This window comes from Actinomycetota bacterium (assembly GCA_040905475.1).
Classification (GTDB): Bacteria; Actinomycetota; AC-67; order AC-67; family AC-67; genus DATFGK01.
Window position 1 is genome coordinate 17,834 of sequence record JBBDRM010000075.1, and the last position, 17,230, is coordinate 35,063.

Consider the following 17,230-nt stretch of genomic DNA (forward strand, 5'->3'; position numbering starts at 1 on the left):
CCTAGAACTTCAAGCCCGACTCGCGAGCCCCATCGGCCAGCTCTGCGACCCGGCCGTGGTACAGACGGCCGCCCCGGTCGAGCACCGCCGCTTGCACGCCGCGCTCGACGGCGCGGCGGCCGAGCAACTGCCCCACCTTGCGCGCGACGTCTTTCTTGGCGCCGCCGGCGCGAGCGTCGGCATCGAGGCTCGACGCGGCCACCAGGGTGCGGCCGTCGACGTCGTTGATCAGCTGCGCGTAGATGTGCTTGTTCGAACGGAACACCGCGATGCGCGGCCGCTCCTCGGTCCCCCGGATGTGCTTGCGCACCCGTAGGTGACGCTTGCGGCGCGCCTCGAACCTGCGCTTCGCGTCCACTACGCCTTCCCTGCCTTTCCGGCCTTCTTGCGAACGTATTCACCCTGGTAGCGGATGCCCTTCCCCTTGTACGGGTCGGGCTTGCGGATCGCGCGGATGTTGGCCGCCACCTGACCGACCGCCTGCTTGTCGGTCCCGCTCACGATGATCCGGGTGGGCTGCGGAACCTCGAACGTGATCCCGGCCGGCGCCTCGACGATCACCGGATGCGAGTACCCGACCGCGATCTCGAGCGTCGACCCCTTGAGGGCCGCGCGGTAGCCGACCCCCTGGATCTCGAGCGTGCGCGTGTAGCCGTTGGTTACCCCCTCGACCATGTTCGCGATCAGGCTGCGCGTCAGCCCGTGCAGAGCGCGATGCTGGGCCTCATCCGTCGGCCGCGATACGACGACGTTGCCGTCGGTGATCGCGACGGACATGGCCGGGTGGAGCTCGAGGGCGAGCGAACCCTTCGAGCCCTTCACCGAGACGCGGCTCTCGGCAACCTGAACCTCGACCCCAGACGGGATCGGGATCGGCTGCTTTCCGATCCGACTCATCTCATCCTCACCAAACGTAGGCGAGCACTTCGCCGCCGATGCGGGCCTTGTGGGCTTGCCGGTCGGTGACGAGTCCGTTGGACGTCGAGATGATCGCGATGCCGAGGCCACCCAGCACGCGCGGGATCGAGTCCCGCTGCGCGTACACCCGGAGGCCGGGCTTCGAGATCCGCTTCAAGCCGGCGATCGTTCGCTCGCGGTTCGGCCCGTACTTGAGCACGATCTTCAGCACCGGGCCCAACTCGCCACGCTCGATCCCGAACTCCTGGATGTAACCCTCACGCTTCAGGATGTCGGCGATGCCGAGCTTGATCTTCGAGGACGGCATCGTGACTTCTTCCTTGTGCGCCGTCGTCGCGTTGCGGATCCGCGCCAGCATGTCCGCGATCGGGTCTGTCATCGTCATCTGGAGATCACCAACTTGCTTTCGTGATGCCGGGCAGCTCGCCGGCGTGCGCAAGCTGTCGCATGCAGATCCGGCACAGCCCGAACTTCCGGTAGTACGCGCGGGGACGACCGCAGCGCTTGCAGCGGTTGTACGCCCGAGCCTTGAACTTCGCCGGTCGTTGCTGCTTGATGACCAAACACTTCTTTGCCATGCCTTACTCCTTGAAGGGGAATCCGAGCGCCTTCAGCAGCGCGCGGGCGGCCCCGTCGTCCTGTGCCGTCGTTACTATGGTGATGTGCATCCCTCTCACCTTGGAGACCTGGTCGTAATCGACTTCCGGGAACACGAGCTGCTCCGTCAGACCGAGTGAGTAGTTCCCGCGGCCGTCGAACGTCGCCGACAGTCCACGGAAGTCGCGGATCCTCGGCAGCGCGAGGGTGAGAAGCCGGTCGAGGAACTCCCACATGCGGTCGCCCCGAAGGGTGACCTTCGTGCCGATCGCTTGTCCTTCGCGGAGCTTGAACCCCGCGATCGACTTCCGCGCTTTCGTCACGATCGGCTTCTGTCCCGCGATGACGGTCAGATCCCCGACGGCGGCCTCGAGCAGCTTGCCGTCCTTGATGGCCTCACCGACGCCCATGTTGAGCACGATCTTCTCGAGCCGCGGCACCTGCATGACGTTCGCGTAGCCGAGCTCGCCCTTCAGTTGGGGGACGAGTTCCTCCCGGTAGCGCTTCTTCAGGCGCGGGATCTCCTTAACGGCCGCCTCTGCCTGGGCCATCACACCTCACTCCCACACTTACGGCACACGCGCCGTTTCGAGCCATCTTCGGCCAGATCCCAGCCGACCCGGGCCCTGCCCTGGCACGAGTCGGTGTTGCAGACCAGCGCCACCGCCGAGATCTGGACCGGCATCTCCTTGGTTACGATGCCGCCCGTCATCCCCTGACGGCCGCGCTGCTGCCGCAGCGGCTCGTGACGCTTCACCTGATTGACGCCCTCGATCATGACCTTGCGGGTCTTCGGCCAGGTTCGGACCACGCGTCCGGTCTTCCCCCGGTCCTTGCCCGAGAGCACGATCACCTCGTCGCCCTTTCGGATGTGCAGGCTTTGCATCTACAGCACCTCCGGAGCGAGCGAGATTATCTTCATGAACTTCTTCTCGCGCAGCTCGCGAGCCACGGGCCCGAAGATGCGGGTCCCCCGCGGGTTCTGTTGCTCGTTGATGAGCACCGCGGCGTTCTCGTCGAAGCGGATGTAGGAGCCGTCCGGCCGGCGGCGCTCCTTCGCGGTGCGCACGACGACCGCCTTCACAACCTCACCCTTCTTGACCGGCGCGCCGGGGAGTGCGTCCTTGACCGTCGCGACGATGATGTCGCCGATCCCGGCGTAGCGCCGGCCCGACCCGCCGAGCACGCGGATGCAAAGGATCTCCTTAGCGCCCGTGTTGTCGGCCACCTTCAGTCGCGACTCTTGCTGGATCATCTGCTACTTCGCCTTCTCGAGTATTTCCTGGACACGCCAACGTTTGGTCTTCGACAACGGACGCGTCTCGGCGATCCGGACGCGATCTCCGATGCCGCACGCGTTCGTCTCGTCGTGCGCGCGATACTTCGTCATCCGGCGGAGGATCTTTCCGTACAGGTGGTGCCGGGTGGTGTCGCGTACGACGACAACAACCGTCTTGTCCATCTTGTCGGAAACGACGACGCCGACGCGCGTCTTGCGGCGTCCCCGCTCCTTCACCGTGCTCTCCGCCATCAAGCCTCCTCGGCGCCGGCGATCGCCTGCGCTTCGAGCTCCTCGAGCTCGCGCTCACGCATCAGCGTCAGGATCCGCGCGACCTGCTTGCGCACCACTTTGATCTGCATCGGGTTGTCCAACTGACCGGTGACGAGCTGGAAGCGAAGGTTGAACAGCTCTTCCTTGGCTTCGGCAAGCTTTGTTTCCAGCTCGTCCTCGGCAGTATCCCGAAGCTTGTCGGCCTCTTTGGACATCTACTCGCCTTCTTCCCGGCTCACGAATCTTGTCTTGATAGGAAGCTTGTGCGCCGCGAGCCGCAACGCCTCGCGTGCCTGACCTTCGTCGACGCCCGCCAGCTCGAACATCACGCGTCCCGGCTTGACCACACAGACCCAGTACTCGGGGTTCCCCTTCCCCGATCCCATGCGCGTCTCGGCGGGCTTCTTCGTGAAGGGCTTGTCGGGGAAGATGTTGACCCACACCTTCCCGCCGCGCTTGATGTGCCGCGTCATCGCAACACGCGCCGCCTCGATCTGGCGGTTGGTGATCCACGCGGGCTCCATCGCCTGAAGGCCGTAGTCGCCGAAATGCACCTGGACGCCGCCCTTCGCTTTCCCGCGCATGCGGCCGCGGTGCTGCTTCCGGTACTTGGTCTTCTTCGGGGAGAGCATCAGACATCTCCCTCCGAGCCACCGGGTGCCGGCGGAGCTTCGGGCGCAACGGATGGAGGTTCGGGCGTGGGCGTCGGAGCTTCGGGTGGCGTCGGAGCTTCGGGTGGCGCCGATGCCTCGGCGGCGGCAGGCCCAGCCTCGGACGCGACCGGCGGGATCGACGAGGCTTCGGGTGGGGCGGCCTCGGCCGCGTCGGCGGGGGTCGCCGCATCGGCCGGCTTCGGGCCGCGAGGCGACTTCCCTTGACCGGATGGCGAACGCGTTGCGCCGGAGCCGCGACGTGGCCTGACCGTTGGGGCGACGATCTCTCCGGCGGCAGCCGCGCGCGCGCGAGCACGTGCGAGCTCCGCTTCCTTCTCCTCACGCGACGGCGCGACATCACCCTTGTAGATCCATACCTTCACGCCGATCCGGCCGAAGGTCGTCTTGGCTTCGCGGAAGCCGTAGTCGATGTCCGCTCGGATCGTGTGGAGCGGGACGCGCCCTTCGCGGTACCACTCGCTGCGAGACATCTCCGAACCGCCCAGACGCCCGCCGACCTGAACCCGGATGCCCTTGGCCCCACCGCGCATCGTCGTCTGCACACCGCGACGCATCGCACGGCGGAACGACACGCGACCGGCGAGCTGCTCGGCGATCCCCTGCGCCACGAGCGGCGCCTCGAGTTCCGGCTGTTTCAGCTCGATGACGTTGAGCTGGACGTTGTCCTTACCGGTCATCTTGCGCAGCTCGTCGCGGATCCGGTCGACCTCGACCCCGCGGCGGCCGATCACGATGCCCGGCCGGGCTGTGTAGATATCGACCTGGAGCCGGTCGCCCTTGCGTTCGATGTCGATCCGCGCGACGCCGGCGTGCGCCAAACTGTCGTGCAGGTTCTTGCGGATCTTCAGGTCCTCCTGGAGCCACGGGAGATACTGCTTGTCGGCGTACCAACGCGAGCGCCATTCGTAGTTCGGGTTGGACCCGAGCCGGAACCCGTACGGGTTAATCTTCTGACCCACGCGAGCCCTCCCTCGGTTGCACAACGATCGTGATGTGAGTGGTGCGCTTCCGGATCCGGGTTGCTCGCCCCTGCGCGCGAGGCCGCCAGCGCTTGAGCGTCGGCCCTTCGTCGGCCCAGCAACGCGTCACGAAGAGCGTGTCCGCCGGAACGCGTAGCGTCTGCTCGGCATTGGCCACGGCCGCGTTCAAGATCTTCGCGAGCTCGGGCGACGCCGCGCGCGGCGTGAATGCCAGCACGCGTCGCGCCTCTTCCACGTGCTTGCCGCGGATCAGGTTCAACGTGTAGCGCACCTTGTATGGAGACATACGCACGAACTTCGCGCTCGCGCGTGCCTCTCTCTCCTTCGCCTTCGCCATCACTTCTTGCCCGGTCCGGTGGCTTTCTCGGCGGCGTGATGCCCGTGGGAGCGGAACGTCCGCGTCGGCGCGAACTCTCCGAGCTTGTGCCCCACCATGCTCTCGGTCACGTAGACGGGGACGTGCTTACGGCCGTCGTGGACCGCGATCGTCAGCCCCACCATGTCGGGGATGATCGTCGAGCGCCGCGACCATGTCTTGATGACACGCTTGTCGTTGCGCTTGAGTGCGAACTCCACCTTCTCGAGCAGGTGGTCGTCGATGAACGGTCCCTTTTTAAGACTGCGTGCCATCTCGCTCCCCTACTTCTTCTTCTTGCTCTTGCGACGCCGGACGATCAAACGGTCGGACCCCTTGCCCTTCTTGCGCGTCCGGCCTTCCTTCTTCCCCCAAGGGCTGGTCGGGTGACGGCCTCCCGAGGACTTGCCTTCGCCGCCGCCCAGAGGGTGATCGACCGGGTTCATCGCGACGCCGCGCGTGATCGGACGGCGACCCTTCCACCGCGTGCGCCCGGCCTTGCCCCAGTTGATGAGCTCCCACTCCGCGTTGCCGACCTCTCCCACGGTCGCCCGGCACGCGGAGGGAACAAGCCGGATCTCACCCGACGGCATGCGGAGGTGCGCGTATACGCCTTCCTTGGCGAGCAGCTGCACGCTCGTCCCCGCGCTGCGAGCGATCTTCGCGCCCCCGCCCGGACGCAGCTCGACCGCGTGAACGATCGAGCCGACCGGGATGTTCTTGAGGGGCAGTGCGTTGCCGGGCTTGATGTCGACGCCTTCGCCCGACGCCACGATGTCTCCGACCGAGAGCTTGTCCGGCGCGATGATGTAGCGCTTCTCGCCGTCGCGGTAGTGGAGGAGCGCGATCCGTGCGTTGCGGTTCGGGTCGTACTCGATGGACGCAACCTTGGCCGGGACACCGTCCTTGTTGCGACGGAAGTCCACCATCCGGTAGCGACGCTTGTTCCCTCCGCCTCGGTGATACGCCGTGACCCGCCCGTGCGCGTTGCGGCCGCCGCTCGAGGGTCGGCTGCGTGTGAGCTTCTTCTCGGGACGCGAGCGGGTGACCTCGGAATAGTCGGACTGGCTCGCCCCGCGGCGTCCCGGGGTCGTCGGCTTGAACTTTCGGATCGCCATCTGGCTACCTCGGCTGGAAGATCTCGATCTTGTCGCCCTCGGCGAGGGTGACCAAAGCTCGCTTCTGCGCGGACCGCTCGCCCATCGTGTAGCGGGTCCTCTTCTTCTTCCCGGAGCGCCACATCGTGTTCACCGACAACACGCGCACTTCGAAGATCTTCTCGACCGCGATCTTGATCTCGGTTTTGTTCGCGGTCGGCGCCACCAGGAACGTGTAGACGTTCCGGTCGATCGCGCTGTACGACTTCTCCGAAACCACGGGCGCGATGATCACGTCTCGATAGTCCTTCACGCGCCCTCCCCCTCCCCGGACGTCGCAGCGGCTGCCTTCTTTCGGGGCTTGCGCTCGTTCAACCGCTCGATCGACGCTTGGGTGAAAACCACCCAGTCCGCCGCGATCACATCGTGAGTGTTGATCTGGTCGACGGTGATGACGTGGACCGTGGTCAGGTTGCGGAAGGACTTCCCGGCAACCAGATCAACCGTGTCGAGCACGACGAGCGCCTTCCCTGATACGCCGAGAGCCTCGAGTACCTTCAGCGCATCCTTGGTCTTCGGCGTCTCGAACGAGAAGCGATCGATCACCGCGACCCGGCCTTCACGTGCGCGGTCCGTTAGCGCCGAACGCAGCGCGAGCGCGCGCATCTTCTTCGGCACCTTCATCTCGTAGTCGCGCGGCTGCGGGCCGAAGACTGTGCCGCCGCCCGTCCACTGGGGCGCGCGGATCGAGCCCTGACGCGCCCGGCCGGTTCCCTTCTGGCGCCACGGCTTCTTGCCGCCGCCGCGCACCTCGCCCCGCTTCTTCGTCGCGTGGGTACCGGACCGAGCAGCCGCGAGCTGCGCGCGCACGACCTGATGCATCACCGGCACGTTGACCTGCGCGCCGAACACGACGTCGTCCAGCGCGACACGACCGACCACGTCGCCGGATGCGGAGCGGACGTCTATCTCACTCACGAGTGCTTCCTCGCCTTCGTCTTCACTGCGTTACGGACCAGGACCAGGCCGCCGATCGGACCCGGCACCGCTCCCCTGATCAGGAGCAGATCCCGCTCCGGGTCGGCTTCGACGACCTCGAGGCTGAGGATCGTGACTCGCTCGTGACCGAGATGGCCCGGCCCTTTCTTGCCTTTGAACACGCGCCCCGGAGTGGTTCCTGCGTTCTGCGAGCCGGGCGAGCGATGCTTGCGGTCCGTGCCGTGCGAGGCCTCTTTCCCGGCGAAGTTCCATCGCTTCATGGCCCCGGCGAACCCCTTACCCTTCGAAACGCCCACGACGTCGACGCTCTCGCCGGGCGCGAACACGTCCGCGGTGATCTTCGAACCCAGCTGGAACGACGACGCATCGTCGGTGCGGATCTCGACCAACGACCGAACCGCGGCCGCTTTCGAGGCGGACAGGTGCCCGGTCAGCGGCTTGTTGAGCCGCTTCGCGGCGACCTCACCGAAGCCGAGCTGGACGGCCGCGTAGCCGTCTCGCTCCGCCGTGCGGATCTGCGTGACCGTGCACGGGCCGGCACGCAGCACCGTGACCGGCACCGCGCGGCCGTCGTCGGTGAAGACCTGGGTCATGCCCAACTTCTCCCCGAGGATCCCTTTGACTATCGCCATGGCTACAGCTTGATCTCGATGTCAACGCCGGCAGGGAGGTCGAGCCGCATCAGCGAGTCGACCGTCTTGGCCGTCGGGTCCAGGATGTCGATCAGACGCTTGTGCGTCCGCATCTCGAAGTGCTCACGCGAATCCTTGTCCTTGTGCGGCGAGCGGATGACGCAGTACACGCTCCGCTCCGTCGGAAGCGGTACGGGACCCGAGACCTTCGCGCCGGTCCGCGTGACCGTGTCCACGATCTTGCGGGCCGACTGGTCGATGACCTCATGGTCGTACGCCTTCAGCCGGATCCGGATCTTCTGTGTTTGCGCCATCCGCTTCTCCGCCCCTCGGTGCCCGAGTGGAACCGGTTACTTCTCGATCTTTACGACGCGGCCGGCGCCGACGGTACGTCCACCTTCACGGATCGCGAAACGAAGCCCCTCGTCCATCGCGATCGGGTTGATGAGCTGGACGGTCATCTGCGTGTTGTCGCCCGGCATGACCATCTCGACGCCCTCCGGCAGCTTGATCGAGCCCGTGATGTCGGTCGTACGGAAGTAGAACTGCGGGCGATAGTTGTTGAAGAACGGCGTGTGCCGCCCGCCCTCTTCCTTGGACAGGACGTACACCTGCGCCTCGAAGTCGGTGTGCGGCGTGATCGTCCCGCCCTTGGCAAGGACCTGACCGCGCTCGACGTCGTCCTTCGCGGTCCCGCGCAGGAGGGCGCCGATGTTGTCGCCGGCCATGCCTTCGTCGAGCAGCTTGCGGAACATCTCCACACCGGTCACGGTCGTCTTCGTCGTCGGCCGGATCCCGACGATCTCGACCTCGTCGCCGACGTGGATCTTGCCGGTCTCGACGCGGCCGGTCACGACGGTTCCGCGCCCGGTGATGGAGAACACGTCTTCGATCGCCATCAGGAACGGCTTCTCGACGTCACGGACGGGTTCGGGGACGTTGGCGTCACAGGCCGCCATCAGCTCGAGGATGCCTTTCTCGGCTTCCTCGTCGCCCTCGAGCGCCTTGAGCGCCGACACCCGGATGACCGGAAGGTCGTCGCCGGGGAACTCGTACGACGAGAGCAGCTCGCGTACCTCGAGCTCGACGAGTTCGAGCAGCTCGGGGTCGTCGACCATATCCACCTTGTTCAGCGCGACCACGATGTACGGCACGCCGACCTGACGGGCGAGCAGCACGTGCTCACGTGTCTGGGGCATCGGGCCGTCGGCAGCGGATACGACGAGGATCGCCCCGTCCATCTGCGCTGCGCCGGTGATCATGTTCTTGATGTAGTCGGCGTGGCCCGGGCAATCGACGTGCGCGTAGTGACGGTTCTCCGTCTGGTACTCGACGTGCGCGATCGCGATCGTGATGCCGCGCTCCCGCTCCTCCGGAGCCTTATCGATCTGGTCGAACGGCGTGAAGTCGGCCATCCCCTGCTTGGAGAGGACCTTGGTGATGGCGGCCGTGAGCGTCGTTTTCCCATGGTCGATGTGACCGATGGTGCCGATGTTCACGTGGGGCTTCGTCCGCTCGAACTTCTGCTTCGCCATCTCGTCCCTCCCCTGGGGTTATTCGCCCCGGACCTTTGCGACGATCTCTTTCGCGATGCTTTCGGGCACGCGCTGATACGTGTGGAACTGCATCGTGTACGTCGCCCGGCCCTGCGTCTTGGAGCGCAGATCCGTGGCGTATCCGAACATCTCCGCGAGCGGCACGTGCGCACGGATAACCTGCATCGAGCCGCGCGCATCCATCCGCTCGATCTTGCCCCGACGCGAGGTCAGGTCGCCGATCACGTCACCCATCGAGGTATCCGGCGTAACGACCTCGACCTCCATCATCGGCTCGAGCAGTATGGGGTCGGCCTTACGGGCGGCCTCCTTCAACGCCATCGAGCCGGCGATCTTGAACGCGATCTCCGACGAGTCGACGTCGTGGTACTGACCGTCGAGCAGCGTCGCACGGAGATCGACGAGCGGGTACCCCGCGAGCACGCCGGACTCCATCGCTTCCTGGATCCCTTCGTCGACCGCAGGGATGTATTCGTTGGGGATCGAGCCCCCTTTGAGCTTCGAGACGAATTCGAAGCCACCGCCGGGACCCGTCGGCTCGAGCGAGATCTCGACGACGGCGAACTGACCGCGGCCGCCGGTCTGACGCACGAAGCGGACCTGGTGCTTCGGAACGGTCTTGGCGATGGTCTCGCGGTAGGCGACCTGCGGCTTGCCGACGTTCGCGCCGACCTTGAATTCGCGCGTCAGCCGGTCGACCAGCACCTCGAGATGCAGCTCGCCCATCCCCGCGATGATCGTCTGGCCGGTCTCCTCGTCGAACCGGACGACGAACGTCGGATCCTCGTCGGAGAGCGACTGGAGCGCCTTCCCGAGCTTCTCCTGGTCGGCCTTCGTCTTCGGCTCGATCGCAACGGAGATCACCGGTGCCGGGAACGTCATCGATTCGAGCACGATCGGCGAAGCCGGGTCGCACAGCGTGTCTCCGGTGGTGGTGTGCTTCAGGCCCACGGCCGCGACGATGTCACCTGCGAAGGCAGCGGTGCGGTCCTCGCGGTGGTTCGCGTGCATCTGGAGGATGCGGCCCACGCGCTCTTTGCGGTCCTTGGACGAGTTGTTCACGTGCGCGCCCGTCCGCAGCGTCCCCGAGTAAACGCGGAAGTAGGTGAGCTTGCCGACGTAGGGATCGGCCGCGATCTTGAACGCGAGCGCCGAGAAGGGCGCCTCGTCATCCGGCGGACGGGTCTCGACCGCACTACCGGGGATCGTCCCGGCCACCGGCGGAACGTCGAGCGGCGAAGGCAGGTACTGCACGATCGCATCCAGCAAGGGCTGAACGCCCTTGTTCTTGAATGCAGTCCCGCAGATAACCGGCGTCGCCGTGCCGGCCAAGGTGGCGGCGCGGATCGCGCGACGCATGTGCTCCGCGGACGGCTCGGGACCACCGCCGATGTAGGCCTCCATGACTTCCTCGTCATAGTCGGCGAGCGACTCATAGAGCTCATGGCGCCAGTGGTCGGCGGCTTCCTTGTACTCGTCGGGGATCGGGCGGTCCTCCCACTCCTCGCCTTTGCCTTCGTCCGGCCACACATGCGCGACCATCGTTACGAGGTCGATGACACCCAAGAACGAGTCCTCGCTGCCGATCGGCAGCTGGATCGGGATGGGATGCGAGTCGAGCCGGTCGCGGATCATCTCGACGGTCCGGAAGAAGTCGGCGCCGGTGCGGTCCATCTTGTTGACGAAGCAGATACGCGGGACCTGGTACCGGTCGGCCTGGCGCCACACGGTCTCGGTCTGTGGTTCCACGCCTGCGACGGCGTCGAAGACGGCGACCGCCCCATCGAGGATCCGCAGGCTGCGTTCTACCTCGACCGTAAAGTCCACGTGCCCGGGCGTATCGATGATGTTGATCCAGTGGTCCTTCCACATGCAGGTGGTCGCGGCGGAGGTGATCGTGATTCCGCGCTCCTGCTCCTGGACCATCCAGTCCATGACCGCGGTGCCCTCGTGAACCTCGCCGACCTTGTACGTCTTGCCGGTGTAATAGAGGATCCGCTCGGTCGTGGTGGTCTTGCCGGCGTCGATATGCGCCATGATCCCGATGTTCCGGGTTCGGGCGAGCGGGTACTCGCGGATCACGAGCTCCTTGCCTGCTCGCCCCGCCTGCCTGACCTGCGTTCCTTCAGCCATCTTCTTCGCCGGTTCTCCCATGGCTACCACCGGTAGTGCGCGAACGCCTTGTTCGACTCCGCCATCTTGTGGAGGTCTTCCTTGCGCTTCACGGACGTTCCGGTCATGTTCAGCGCGTCGCCCAGCTCGCCGGCCAGCCGCTCGGCCATCGACTTCTCCCGGCGCGACCGCGAGTTCTGGATGAGCCACCGAAGCGCGAGCGTCGTGCCGCGCCGGTTGGGCACCTCGACCGGAACCTGATACGTCGCACCGCCGACGCGTCGAGACCGGACCTCGAGTTGCGGCTTCACATTTTCAACGGCCTTCTTCAACGCGGTCACCGCGTCCACGTTCGACCGCTCGGAGAGCTTCTCCAGCGCCGTGTAGACGATCGCTTCCGCCGTGCCGCGCTTCCCGCGCTCCAACACCTTGTTCGTGAGCTGAGTCACGAGCACGCTGCTGTACACGGGGTCCGCGAGGACCTCGCGCTTCGGGATCGGCCCTTTTCTCGGCAATTCTTCTCCTAGCGCGGAAAAGCGAGCCCGGGACGCGCCCCGGCCTCGCCGGCTGTCTATTTCTCTCGCTTAGCTCCGTACTTTGAACGGGCTTGCTTGCGGTCGCGCACGCCTGCGGTGTCGAGGGCCGCCCGGATGATCTTGTAACGAACGCCCGGGAGGTCTTTCACGCGGCCGCCTCGAACGAGCACGATCGAGTGCTCCTGCAGGTTGTGCCCGATACCGGGGATATACGCCGTGACCTCGGTGCCGCTGGTCAGCCGGACGCGCGCCACCTTCCGGAGCGCCGAGTTCGGCTTCTTCGGCGTCGTCGTGTAGACGCGCGTACACACTCCGCGGCGCTGAGGCGATCCCTTAAGTGCGGGCGTGCGCACCTTGGTCCGCTTCTGCTTGCGGCCGTGACGTACCAGCTGCTGGATCGTCGGCATCTACGCTTTCACCTGTCTCGGTCGGGGCACACGCCTCCCCAAGGTCGAAAAGGAAGTCGGGTGGCCTCCGAAGGGTGCGCCCGGACGAGGCCCTGGCCCGGGCACGGCACACTAGGCTACCCGCGGCGACGCCGCTGGTCAACGCGCATGCCGGCGAGCCGTGACGTCCCGCGTGTGGACCCGGACTACTCGAGGCCCCGGCGCTATAATCCGTCGCCTCGTTTCGGGGCCCTTCTCAACGAGCCGAACGCCGTTCAAGGACAGCAGTTCATGGCCTTCAACTCGTCCAGCGTACGACGCTCCTCATGCCCGATCCCCGGCCTTCAGGGAGGCTCGCGGTGACCACGCCTCGCGCGCGAGGGCGGCTCCCCATGCCCATCGTCGCAGCGTTGGTGGTCCTCGTGCTCGCCGAGATCGCTCTCCGCGTGGCCGCCCCGAAGCTCGGGCCCCTCAACACCTGGAACGACTGGGAAGCGACCAAGAAGGTCGAAGCGATGGACAGCCTCGCGGCGAAAGGGGGCGCCTCGGTCGTTTTCGTCGGTTCGTCGATGGTGAACGCGGCCGCCGATCCTGAGCTCTACTCGCAGGTGTCGGGAGCCGATCGGCCCGCGTTCAACGCCGCACTCAACGGCGCCGGAACCCGCTTGCTCGATCTGTGGACCCTGCGTGTCGTGGTCCCACGACTCCGCCCGGATGTCGTCGTCGTCGGGCTATCGAGCCGCGAGCTCAACGATCTCGGATCCTCGTCGGAGCAGGCGTTCCAATCGGTTCGCGGATCGCAGGGAGGACGATCGGTCGCCACGGACCTTTCCCCAACGGAATGGATCCTCCGCGCCGGCGACCAGTCATACCTTGTCCGCTACCGTCAACGGCTCCGCTCCCCTTCGACGCTCTTCGACACGCCGGCCGGAGCCGGTCGCGCTTCGGTTGGGTCGCTCGGGCAGCTGGCCGCGCTGCGCATCTTCAACCGACCTCAATACCTCACCGAGGACTTCCACAAGAACGTCGTCCCCCGAACGCTCGCGCGATTCTCCGCAGGCGACCACGCGCTGGCCTCGCTGCGCCATATGGTCGATGAGCTTACGGCGGCCAAGATCCGGGTGGTCCTCGTCGAGATGCCGGTGACGCAGGACGCGATCGATGCCCATCCGCACGGCGCGGACGACTACCGCACGTTCGAACAGATCCTTGCCACGTTCGCGTCGCGAACCCAGGTGATCGACGCCCACTCCTGGTTCGAGGGGACGACCGAGTTCGCCGATCCATTCCACCTCAACAGCAAAGGGCGCGCGCGATTCACGCGGCAGCTGGACGCAGAAACGACGCCGATCTAATGGTCTTCAACTCCTACGAATTCGCGCTGTTCTTGCCGATCGTTCTCGGTCTCTACTGGATCCTCCGGCACCGCCAGCAGAACCTTCTCCTCCTCGTTGCCTCGTACGTCTTCTACGGTGCGTGGGATTACCGATTCCTCGGGCTGATGGCTACTTCGACGGTAACCGACTACGTCGTCGGCAGGCTGCTCGCGTCGACGGAAGACGAACGGCGGCGCAAGCGCATCTTCCTGGTAAGCCTCGCGGTGAACCTCGGCATCCTCGGATTCTTCAAATACTTCAACTTCTTCGTCGACTCCGGCGCCGACCTGCTCCGCGCGCTGGGGTTCGAAGCGAACCCCACGACGCTCCGCATCCTGCTTCCGGTCGGGATCTCCTTCTACACGTTCCACGGGATCTCGTACACGTTCGATGTGTACCGCCGCGAGATCGAGCCGGTCCACCGTTTCCTTGATTTCGCGCTCTTCGTCTCGTACTTCCCGCAGCTGGTGGCCGGCCCGATCGGCCGCGCACAGGTGCAGCTCCCCCAGTTCGAACACCCGCGGCGCAGGCCTTCCTGGGATCAGATCCGGTCCGGTGTCTTCCTGATCCTCCTTGGCTTGTTCAAGAAGATCGCCATCGCCGACGCGCTCGCGTCGACGGTCAACTCCGCTTTCGCAAACGCGAGCCGCGTCAGCGCGGCGACGCTCTTGCTCGGCGTGTACGGGTTCGCTCTCCAGATCTACGGCGATTTCTCCGGATACAGCGACATCGCCCGCGGAACGTCGCGGCTTTTCGGCATCGAGCTCCTCAAGAACTTCGACCAGCCGTACCTCTCGAGAAACATCACCGACTTCTGGCGGACATGGCACATCTCGCTTTCGACATGGCTGCGCGACTACCTCTACGTGCCGCTCGGCGGGAACCGGAAGGGCCGCTTCGCCACCTATCGCAACCTGATGGTCACGATGCTCCTGGGCGGCCTCTGGCACGGCGCGGCGTGGGGGTTCGTTGTCTGGGGCGGGCTCCACGGCGCGTACTTGTGCGTCCACCGAGCGATCAGCCGGAAGGCGCGCCGCACGACACCGATCGGCGGCTCGCTCGACGACACTCCCGGCGACACGGACGCAACAGACGCGAAGCCGGACGAAGAGGTTCGGGCACCGCATACCGCGCCCCCACCGCGGTTCCATCTTCTCCGAGATTTCTGGCCGGCACTTCTGACGTTCCATCTCGTGTGTTTCGCGTGGATATTCTTCCGTGCCGAATCATTCGACCAGGCCGCTGACGTCATCACCGGGATCCTCAGCTTCCGGCGAGGGGCGCCAGGGCTCGATGGGATGCTGCTCGTTGGACTGGGCGGGCTCGCGATCTTCCTGATCGATCTGTATCAGCGGAACGGGGGCTCCGAGACGGCGATCCTGCGCGCACCGGCGCTCGTTCGGGGGGCGTTCTATGGGCTCCTCGCCACCGCGATCATCGTCTTCAGCGGAGGCTCGCCGGTCCCGTTCATCTATTTCCAGTTCTAGGTATCCGCGCGCGCGGGACGCCTATAATCCATCGCCCCGCCGGAGGTCCCGGCCGGGGCACGCTGGTTCCGGGAGCAGAGGTTCGCGATGATCTTCAACTCGCTCCAGTACGCCTTGTTCCTGCCGATCGTCCTGGGCGTGTACTGGCTGCTGGATCGCCGGAAGCAGAACGCGATGCTCCTGGTGGCCTCGTACTACTTCTACGCCGTGTGGGACGTCCGGTTCCTGTTCCTCATGTGGGTGTCCACGCTGACCGACTTCACGATCGGCCGGCTGCTCGACTCCACCCAGGACGAGCGTCGCCGCAAGCGGATCTTCTTCGTGAGTCTGGTGGTGAACCTCGGGATCCTCGGATTCTTCAAGTACTTCAACTTCTTCGTCGACTCGGCCGTGGATCTCCTCAACGCGTTCGGCCTCGAGCCCAACCGCCCGAGCCTCAACATCCTGCTGCCGGTCGGGATCTCCTTCTATACGTTCCACGGGATCTCGTACACGTTCGACGTCTACCGGCGCGAGATCGAGGCGAGCAAGGATCTCCTCGATTTCGCCTGCTTCGTCGCCTACTTCCCGCAACTCGTCGCCGGCCCGATCGGCCGCGCGCAGATCCAGCTCCCGCAGTTCGCGAACCCGCGCCGGCGCCCCAGGTTGGAAGACTTCCGTTCCGGCATCTTCTTGATCCTCCTCGGCTTGTTCAAAAAGGTAGCGATCGCCGACGCGCTCGCACCGTTCGTCAACACGGCGTTCGCCAACCCTGGTGGCAACGGAGGAGCGTTCCTCGTGGTCGGCGCTTTCGCTTTCGTGCTGCAGGTGTACGGCGATTTCTCAGGCTATTCCGACATGGCCCGGGGATCGTCCCGCCTCTTCGGCATCGAGCTGCTGCGTAACTTCGAGCAGCCGTTCCTCTCCCGCAACATCACGGAGCTCTGGCGCCGGTGGCACATCTCGCTCGCGACCTGGCTTCGCGATTATCTCTACTTGCCGCTCGGCGGGAACCGCGTCAGCAGGCGCCGGTTCGCTTTCAACACGATGATCGTCATGTTGATCGCTGGTCTGTGGCACGGAGCCGCATGGACGTTCGTTGCCTGGGGAGGCATCAACGGAGTTTTTTTGGTCGTCGAACGCTGGTTCTCGGACCGGAAGAGGCGAACCGGAACGGTCGTCGAGAAGCGGTCGACGTCGCCGATCGGCGGGGAGCTGGGCACGCTGCCGGTGGACATCAGCCACGAATCCAGCGTCGACGCCGCGGCAGTGAAGCTGGCGCATCGGAAAGAGGCGCCCCTTCCCCCGCCGTTCGTCTGGAAGAGAGGCCTCCTTCCCGCGCTCTACACGGTCCTTGCTTTCACGCTCGGAGGGATCTTCTTCCGTGCCGCGTCCTTCACCGATGCGTGGAACTTCCTGAAGGGTATCCTTACCTGGCGGTCGGGGTCCCTGGACGGAAACGCCGTCGCCGTGCTGGTCGTCGCGGCGATCTTCTCGTTCGGCATCGACATCCTGCAGCGGAACACGCGCGACGAGACCTTCGCGATCCACTGGCCTGCGCCTGCGCGGGCGCTCATGTACGGAACGTTCGTTCTCGCCATCATGATCTACAGCGGCGGCACGCCGATCCCGTTCATCTATTTCCAATTCTGAAAGCCGCGAGCCCCGGAACTCCGGGGCCCGCGTCGTGCTTTCGTTTCGGCTACTCCGCCGCTTGCTCGCCCGGCGGCTCTTCGACCGAGGCCGGCGGCTCCTCGCCGTTGCCGGAAGGCGGCGCCTGCTCCTGGAACTGCGGCGGAACCGGCATCTGGAATGTGCGGGCCGGAGCGCTGTCCAAGGTCGGGCCGAACTCCTCTTCCTCTTGTGGCAGCGCGTACAGGCGCTCCGGGACCTCGGTCGGGAACACCTTGATCGTCCGGTAGCGCGCCATCCCGGTACCGGCCGGGATCAGCTTGCCGATGATCACGTTCTCCTTCAGGCCGAGCAGCGGGTCG

The 17,230-nt window shown here is 65.6% G+C and carries 26 protein-coding genes; 3 read left to right on the top strand and 23 right to left on the bottom strand.

Translation table 11 applies throughout. The features are described 5' to 3' along the window. Position 1: 1 nt before the first annotated feature. The 22 genes from rplR to rpsL all read right to left on the bottom strand — a co-directional run bounded on the left by rplR (position 2) and on the right by rpsL (position 12,415). The gene (gene rplR / locus WEB06_07845) at positions 2-358 is read right to left on the bottom strand and encodes a 50S ribosomal protein L18 (protein MEX2555527.1); all 357 of its coding nucleotides are present in this window, start codon (positions 356-358) and stop codon (positions 2-4) included. Further along, on the bottom strand, positions 358-897 hold the full coding sequence (gene rplF, locus WEB06_07850) for a 50S ribosomal protein L6 (GenBank protein MEX2555528.1): 540 nt from the start codon (positions 895-897) through the stop codon (positions 358-360). Before rplF ends, rplR begins: the two co-directional genes overlap by 1 nt. A 7-nt stretch (positions 898-904) precedes the next feature. Continuing rightward, the gene (rpsH, locus tag WEB06_07855) at positions 905-1,303 is read right to left on the bottom strand and encodes a 30S ribosomal protein S8 (protein MEX2555529.1); all 399 of its coding nucleotides are present in this window, start codon (positions 1,301-1,303) and stop codon (positions 905-907) included. Between the two features lie 7 nt (positions 1,304-1,310). Further along, the gene (locus WEB06_07860) at positions 1,311-1,496 is read right to left on the bottom strand and encodes a type Z 30S ribosomal protein S14 (GenBank protein MEX2555530.1); all 186 of its coding nucleotides are present in this window, start codon (positions 1,494-1,496) and stop codon (positions 1,311-1,313) included. A 3-nt stretch (positions 1,497-1,499) separates the two neighbouring features. Next, positions 1,500-2,066 (bottom strand): 50S ribosomal protein L5, encoded by a 567-nt coding sequence (gene rplE / locus WEB06_07865; GenBank protein ID MEX2555531.1) that lies wholly within the window; start codon positions 2,064-2,066, stop codon positions 1,500-1,502. Then, positions 2,066-2,401, bottom strand: a complete 336-nt coding sequence (gene rplX / locus WEB06_07870; protein ID MEX2555532.1) for a 50S ribosomal protein L24 — start codon at positions 2,399-2,401, stop codon at positions 2,066-2,068. The genes rplE and rplX overlap by 1 nt, the downstream gene beginning before the upstream one ends. Beyond that, the gene (gene rplN, locus WEB06_07875) at positions 2,402-2,770 is read right to left on the bottom strand and encodes a 50S ribosomal protein L14 (protein ID MEX2555533.1); all 369 of its coding nucleotides are present in this window, start codon (positions 2,768-2,770) and stop codon (positions 2,402-2,404) included. A 3-nt stretch (positions 2,771-2,773) separates the two neighbouring features. After that, on the bottom strand, positions 2,774-3,049 hold the full coding sequence (gene rpsQ / locus WEB06_07880) for a 30S ribosomal protein S17 (protein ID MEX2555534.1): 276 nt from the start codon (positions 3,047-3,049) through the stop codon (positions 2,774-2,776). Then, the gene (gene rpmC / locus WEB06_07885; GenBank protein ID MEX2555535.1) at positions 3,046-3,282 is read right to left on the bottom strand and encodes a 50S ribosomal protein L29; all 237 of its coding nucleotides are present in this window, start codon (positions 3,280-3,282) and stop codon (positions 3,046-3,048) included. Before rpmC ends, rpsQ begins: the two co-directional genes overlap by 4 nt. Continuing rightward, positions 3,283-3,699 (bottom strand): 50S ribosomal protein L16, encoded by a 417-nt coding sequence (gene rplP, locus WEB06_07890; GenBank protein MEX2555536.1) that lies wholly within the window; start codon positions 3,697-3,699, stop codon positions 3,283-3,285. It lies immediately after the preceding gene. Then, positions 3,699-4,700: a 30S ribosomal protein S3 gene (gene rpsC, locus WEB06_07895; protein ID MEX2555537.1), complete on the bottom strand. Its 1,002-nt coding sequence runs from the start codon at positions 4,698-4,700 to the stop codon at positions 3,699-3,701. Before rpsC ends, rplP begins: the two co-directional genes overlap by 1 nt. After that, positions 4,684-5,058, bottom strand: coding sequence for a 50S ribosomal protein L22 (gene rplV, locus WEB06_07900; protein ID MEX2555538.1), 375 nt, complete (start codon positions 5,056-5,058; stop codon positions 4,684-4,686). Before rplV ends, rpsC begins: the two co-directional genes overlap by 17 nt. After that, a complete protein-coding gene (gene rpsS, locus WEB06_07905; protein MEX2555539.1) occupies positions 5,058-5,351 on the bottom strand; it encodes a 30S ribosomal protein S19 in 294 nt (97 codons plus the stop codon). The genes rplV and rpsS overlap by 1 nt, the downstream gene beginning before the upstream one ends. Before the next feature lie 9 nt (positions 5,352-5,360). Then, complete coding sequence (rplB, locus tag WEB06_07910; protein MEX2555540.1) at positions 5,361-6,194, bottom strand: 50S ribosomal protein L2; 834 nt, start codon at positions 6,192-6,194, stop codon at positions 5,361-5,363. A 4-nt stretch (positions 6,195-6,198) separates the two neighbouring features. Then, positions 6,199-6,486, bottom strand: coding sequence for a 50S ribosomal protein L23 (gene rplW / locus WEB06_07915; protein ID MEX2555541.1), 288 nt, complete (start codon positions 6,484-6,486; stop codon positions 6,199-6,201). Next, on the bottom strand, positions 6,483-7,151 hold the full coding sequence (rplD, locus tag WEB06_07920) for a 50S ribosomal protein L4 (GenBank protein ID MEX2555542.1): 669 nt from the start codon (positions 7,149-7,151) through the stop codon (positions 6,483-6,485). Before rplD ends, rplW begins: the two co-directional genes overlap by 4 nt. Continuing rightward, positions 7,148-7,804, bottom strand: a complete 657-nt coding sequence (gene rplC, locus WEB06_07925) for a 50S ribosomal protein L3 (GenBank protein MEX2555543.1) — start codon at positions 7,802-7,804, stop codon at positions 7,148-7,150. Before rplC ends, rplD begins: the two co-directional genes overlap by 4 nt. A gap of 2 nt (positions 7,805-7,806) precedes the next feature. Next, positions 7,807-8,118: a 30S ribosomal protein S10 gene (rpsJ, locus tag WEB06_07930; protein ID MEX2555544.1), complete on the bottom strand. Its 312-nt coding sequence runs from the start codon at positions 8,116-8,118 to the stop codon at positions 7,807-7,809. Between the two features lie 36 nt (positions 8,119-8,154). Then, complete coding sequence (gene tuf, locus WEB06_07935; GenBank protein MEX2555545.1) at positions 8,155-9,339, bottom strand: elongation factor Tu; 1,185 nt, start codon at positions 9,337-9,339, stop codon at positions 8,155-8,157. Positions 9,340-9,357: 18 nt separating this feature from the next. After that, positions 9,358-11,442, bottom strand: coding sequence for an elongation factor G (gene fusA, locus WEB06_07940; protein ID MEX2555546.1), 2,085 nt, complete (start codon positions 11,440-11,442; stop codon positions 9,358-9,360). A 74-nt stretch (positions 11,443-11,516) separates the two neighbouring features. Further along, entirely contained in the window at positions 11,517-11,987 is a 471-nt protein-coding gene (rpsG, locus tag WEB06_07945) for a 30S ribosomal protein S7 (GenBank protein ID MEX2555547.1), read from the bottom strand. A gap of 56 nt (positions 11,988-12,043) precedes the next feature. Beyond that, complete coding sequence (gene rpsL, locus WEB06_07950) at positions 12,044-12,415, bottom strand: 30S ribosomal protein S12 (protein ID MEX2555548.1); 372 nt, start codon at positions 12,413-12,415, stop codon at positions 12,044-12,046. A 338-nt stretch (positions 12,416-12,753) separates the two neighbouring features. Here rpsL and WEB06_07955 point away from each other — a divergent pair, with 338 nt between their 5' ends. The 3 genes from WEB06_07955 (at position 12,754) to WEB06_07965 (ending at position 16,889) form a co-directional block, all read left to right on the top strand. Then, a complete protein-coding gene (locus WEB06_07955) occupies positions 12,754-13,749 on the top strand; it encodes a hypothetical protein (protein ID MEX2555549.1) in 996 nt (331 codons plus the stop codon). Further along, positions 13,749-15,257, top strand: coding sequence for an MBOAT family protein (locus WEB06_07960; GenBank protein ID MEX2555550.1), 1,509 nt, complete (start codon positions 13,749-13,751; stop codon positions 15,255-15,257). Before WEB06_07955 ends, WEB06_07960 begins: the two co-directional genes overlap by 1 nt. An 87-nt stretch (positions 15,258-15,344) precedes the next feature. Continuing rightward, entirely contained in the window at positions 15,345-16,889 is a 1,545-nt protein-coding gene (locus WEB06_07965; protein ID MEX2555551.1) for an MBOAT family O-acyltransferase, read from the top strand. Between the two features lie 49 nt (positions 16,890-16,938). Here the strand turns inward: WEB06_07965 and WEB06_07970 are convergent. Then, positions 16,939-17,230: hypothetical protein (locus WEB06_07970; GenBank protein MEX2555552.1), on the bottom strand; the 292-nt coding region annotated here is incomplete at its 5' end.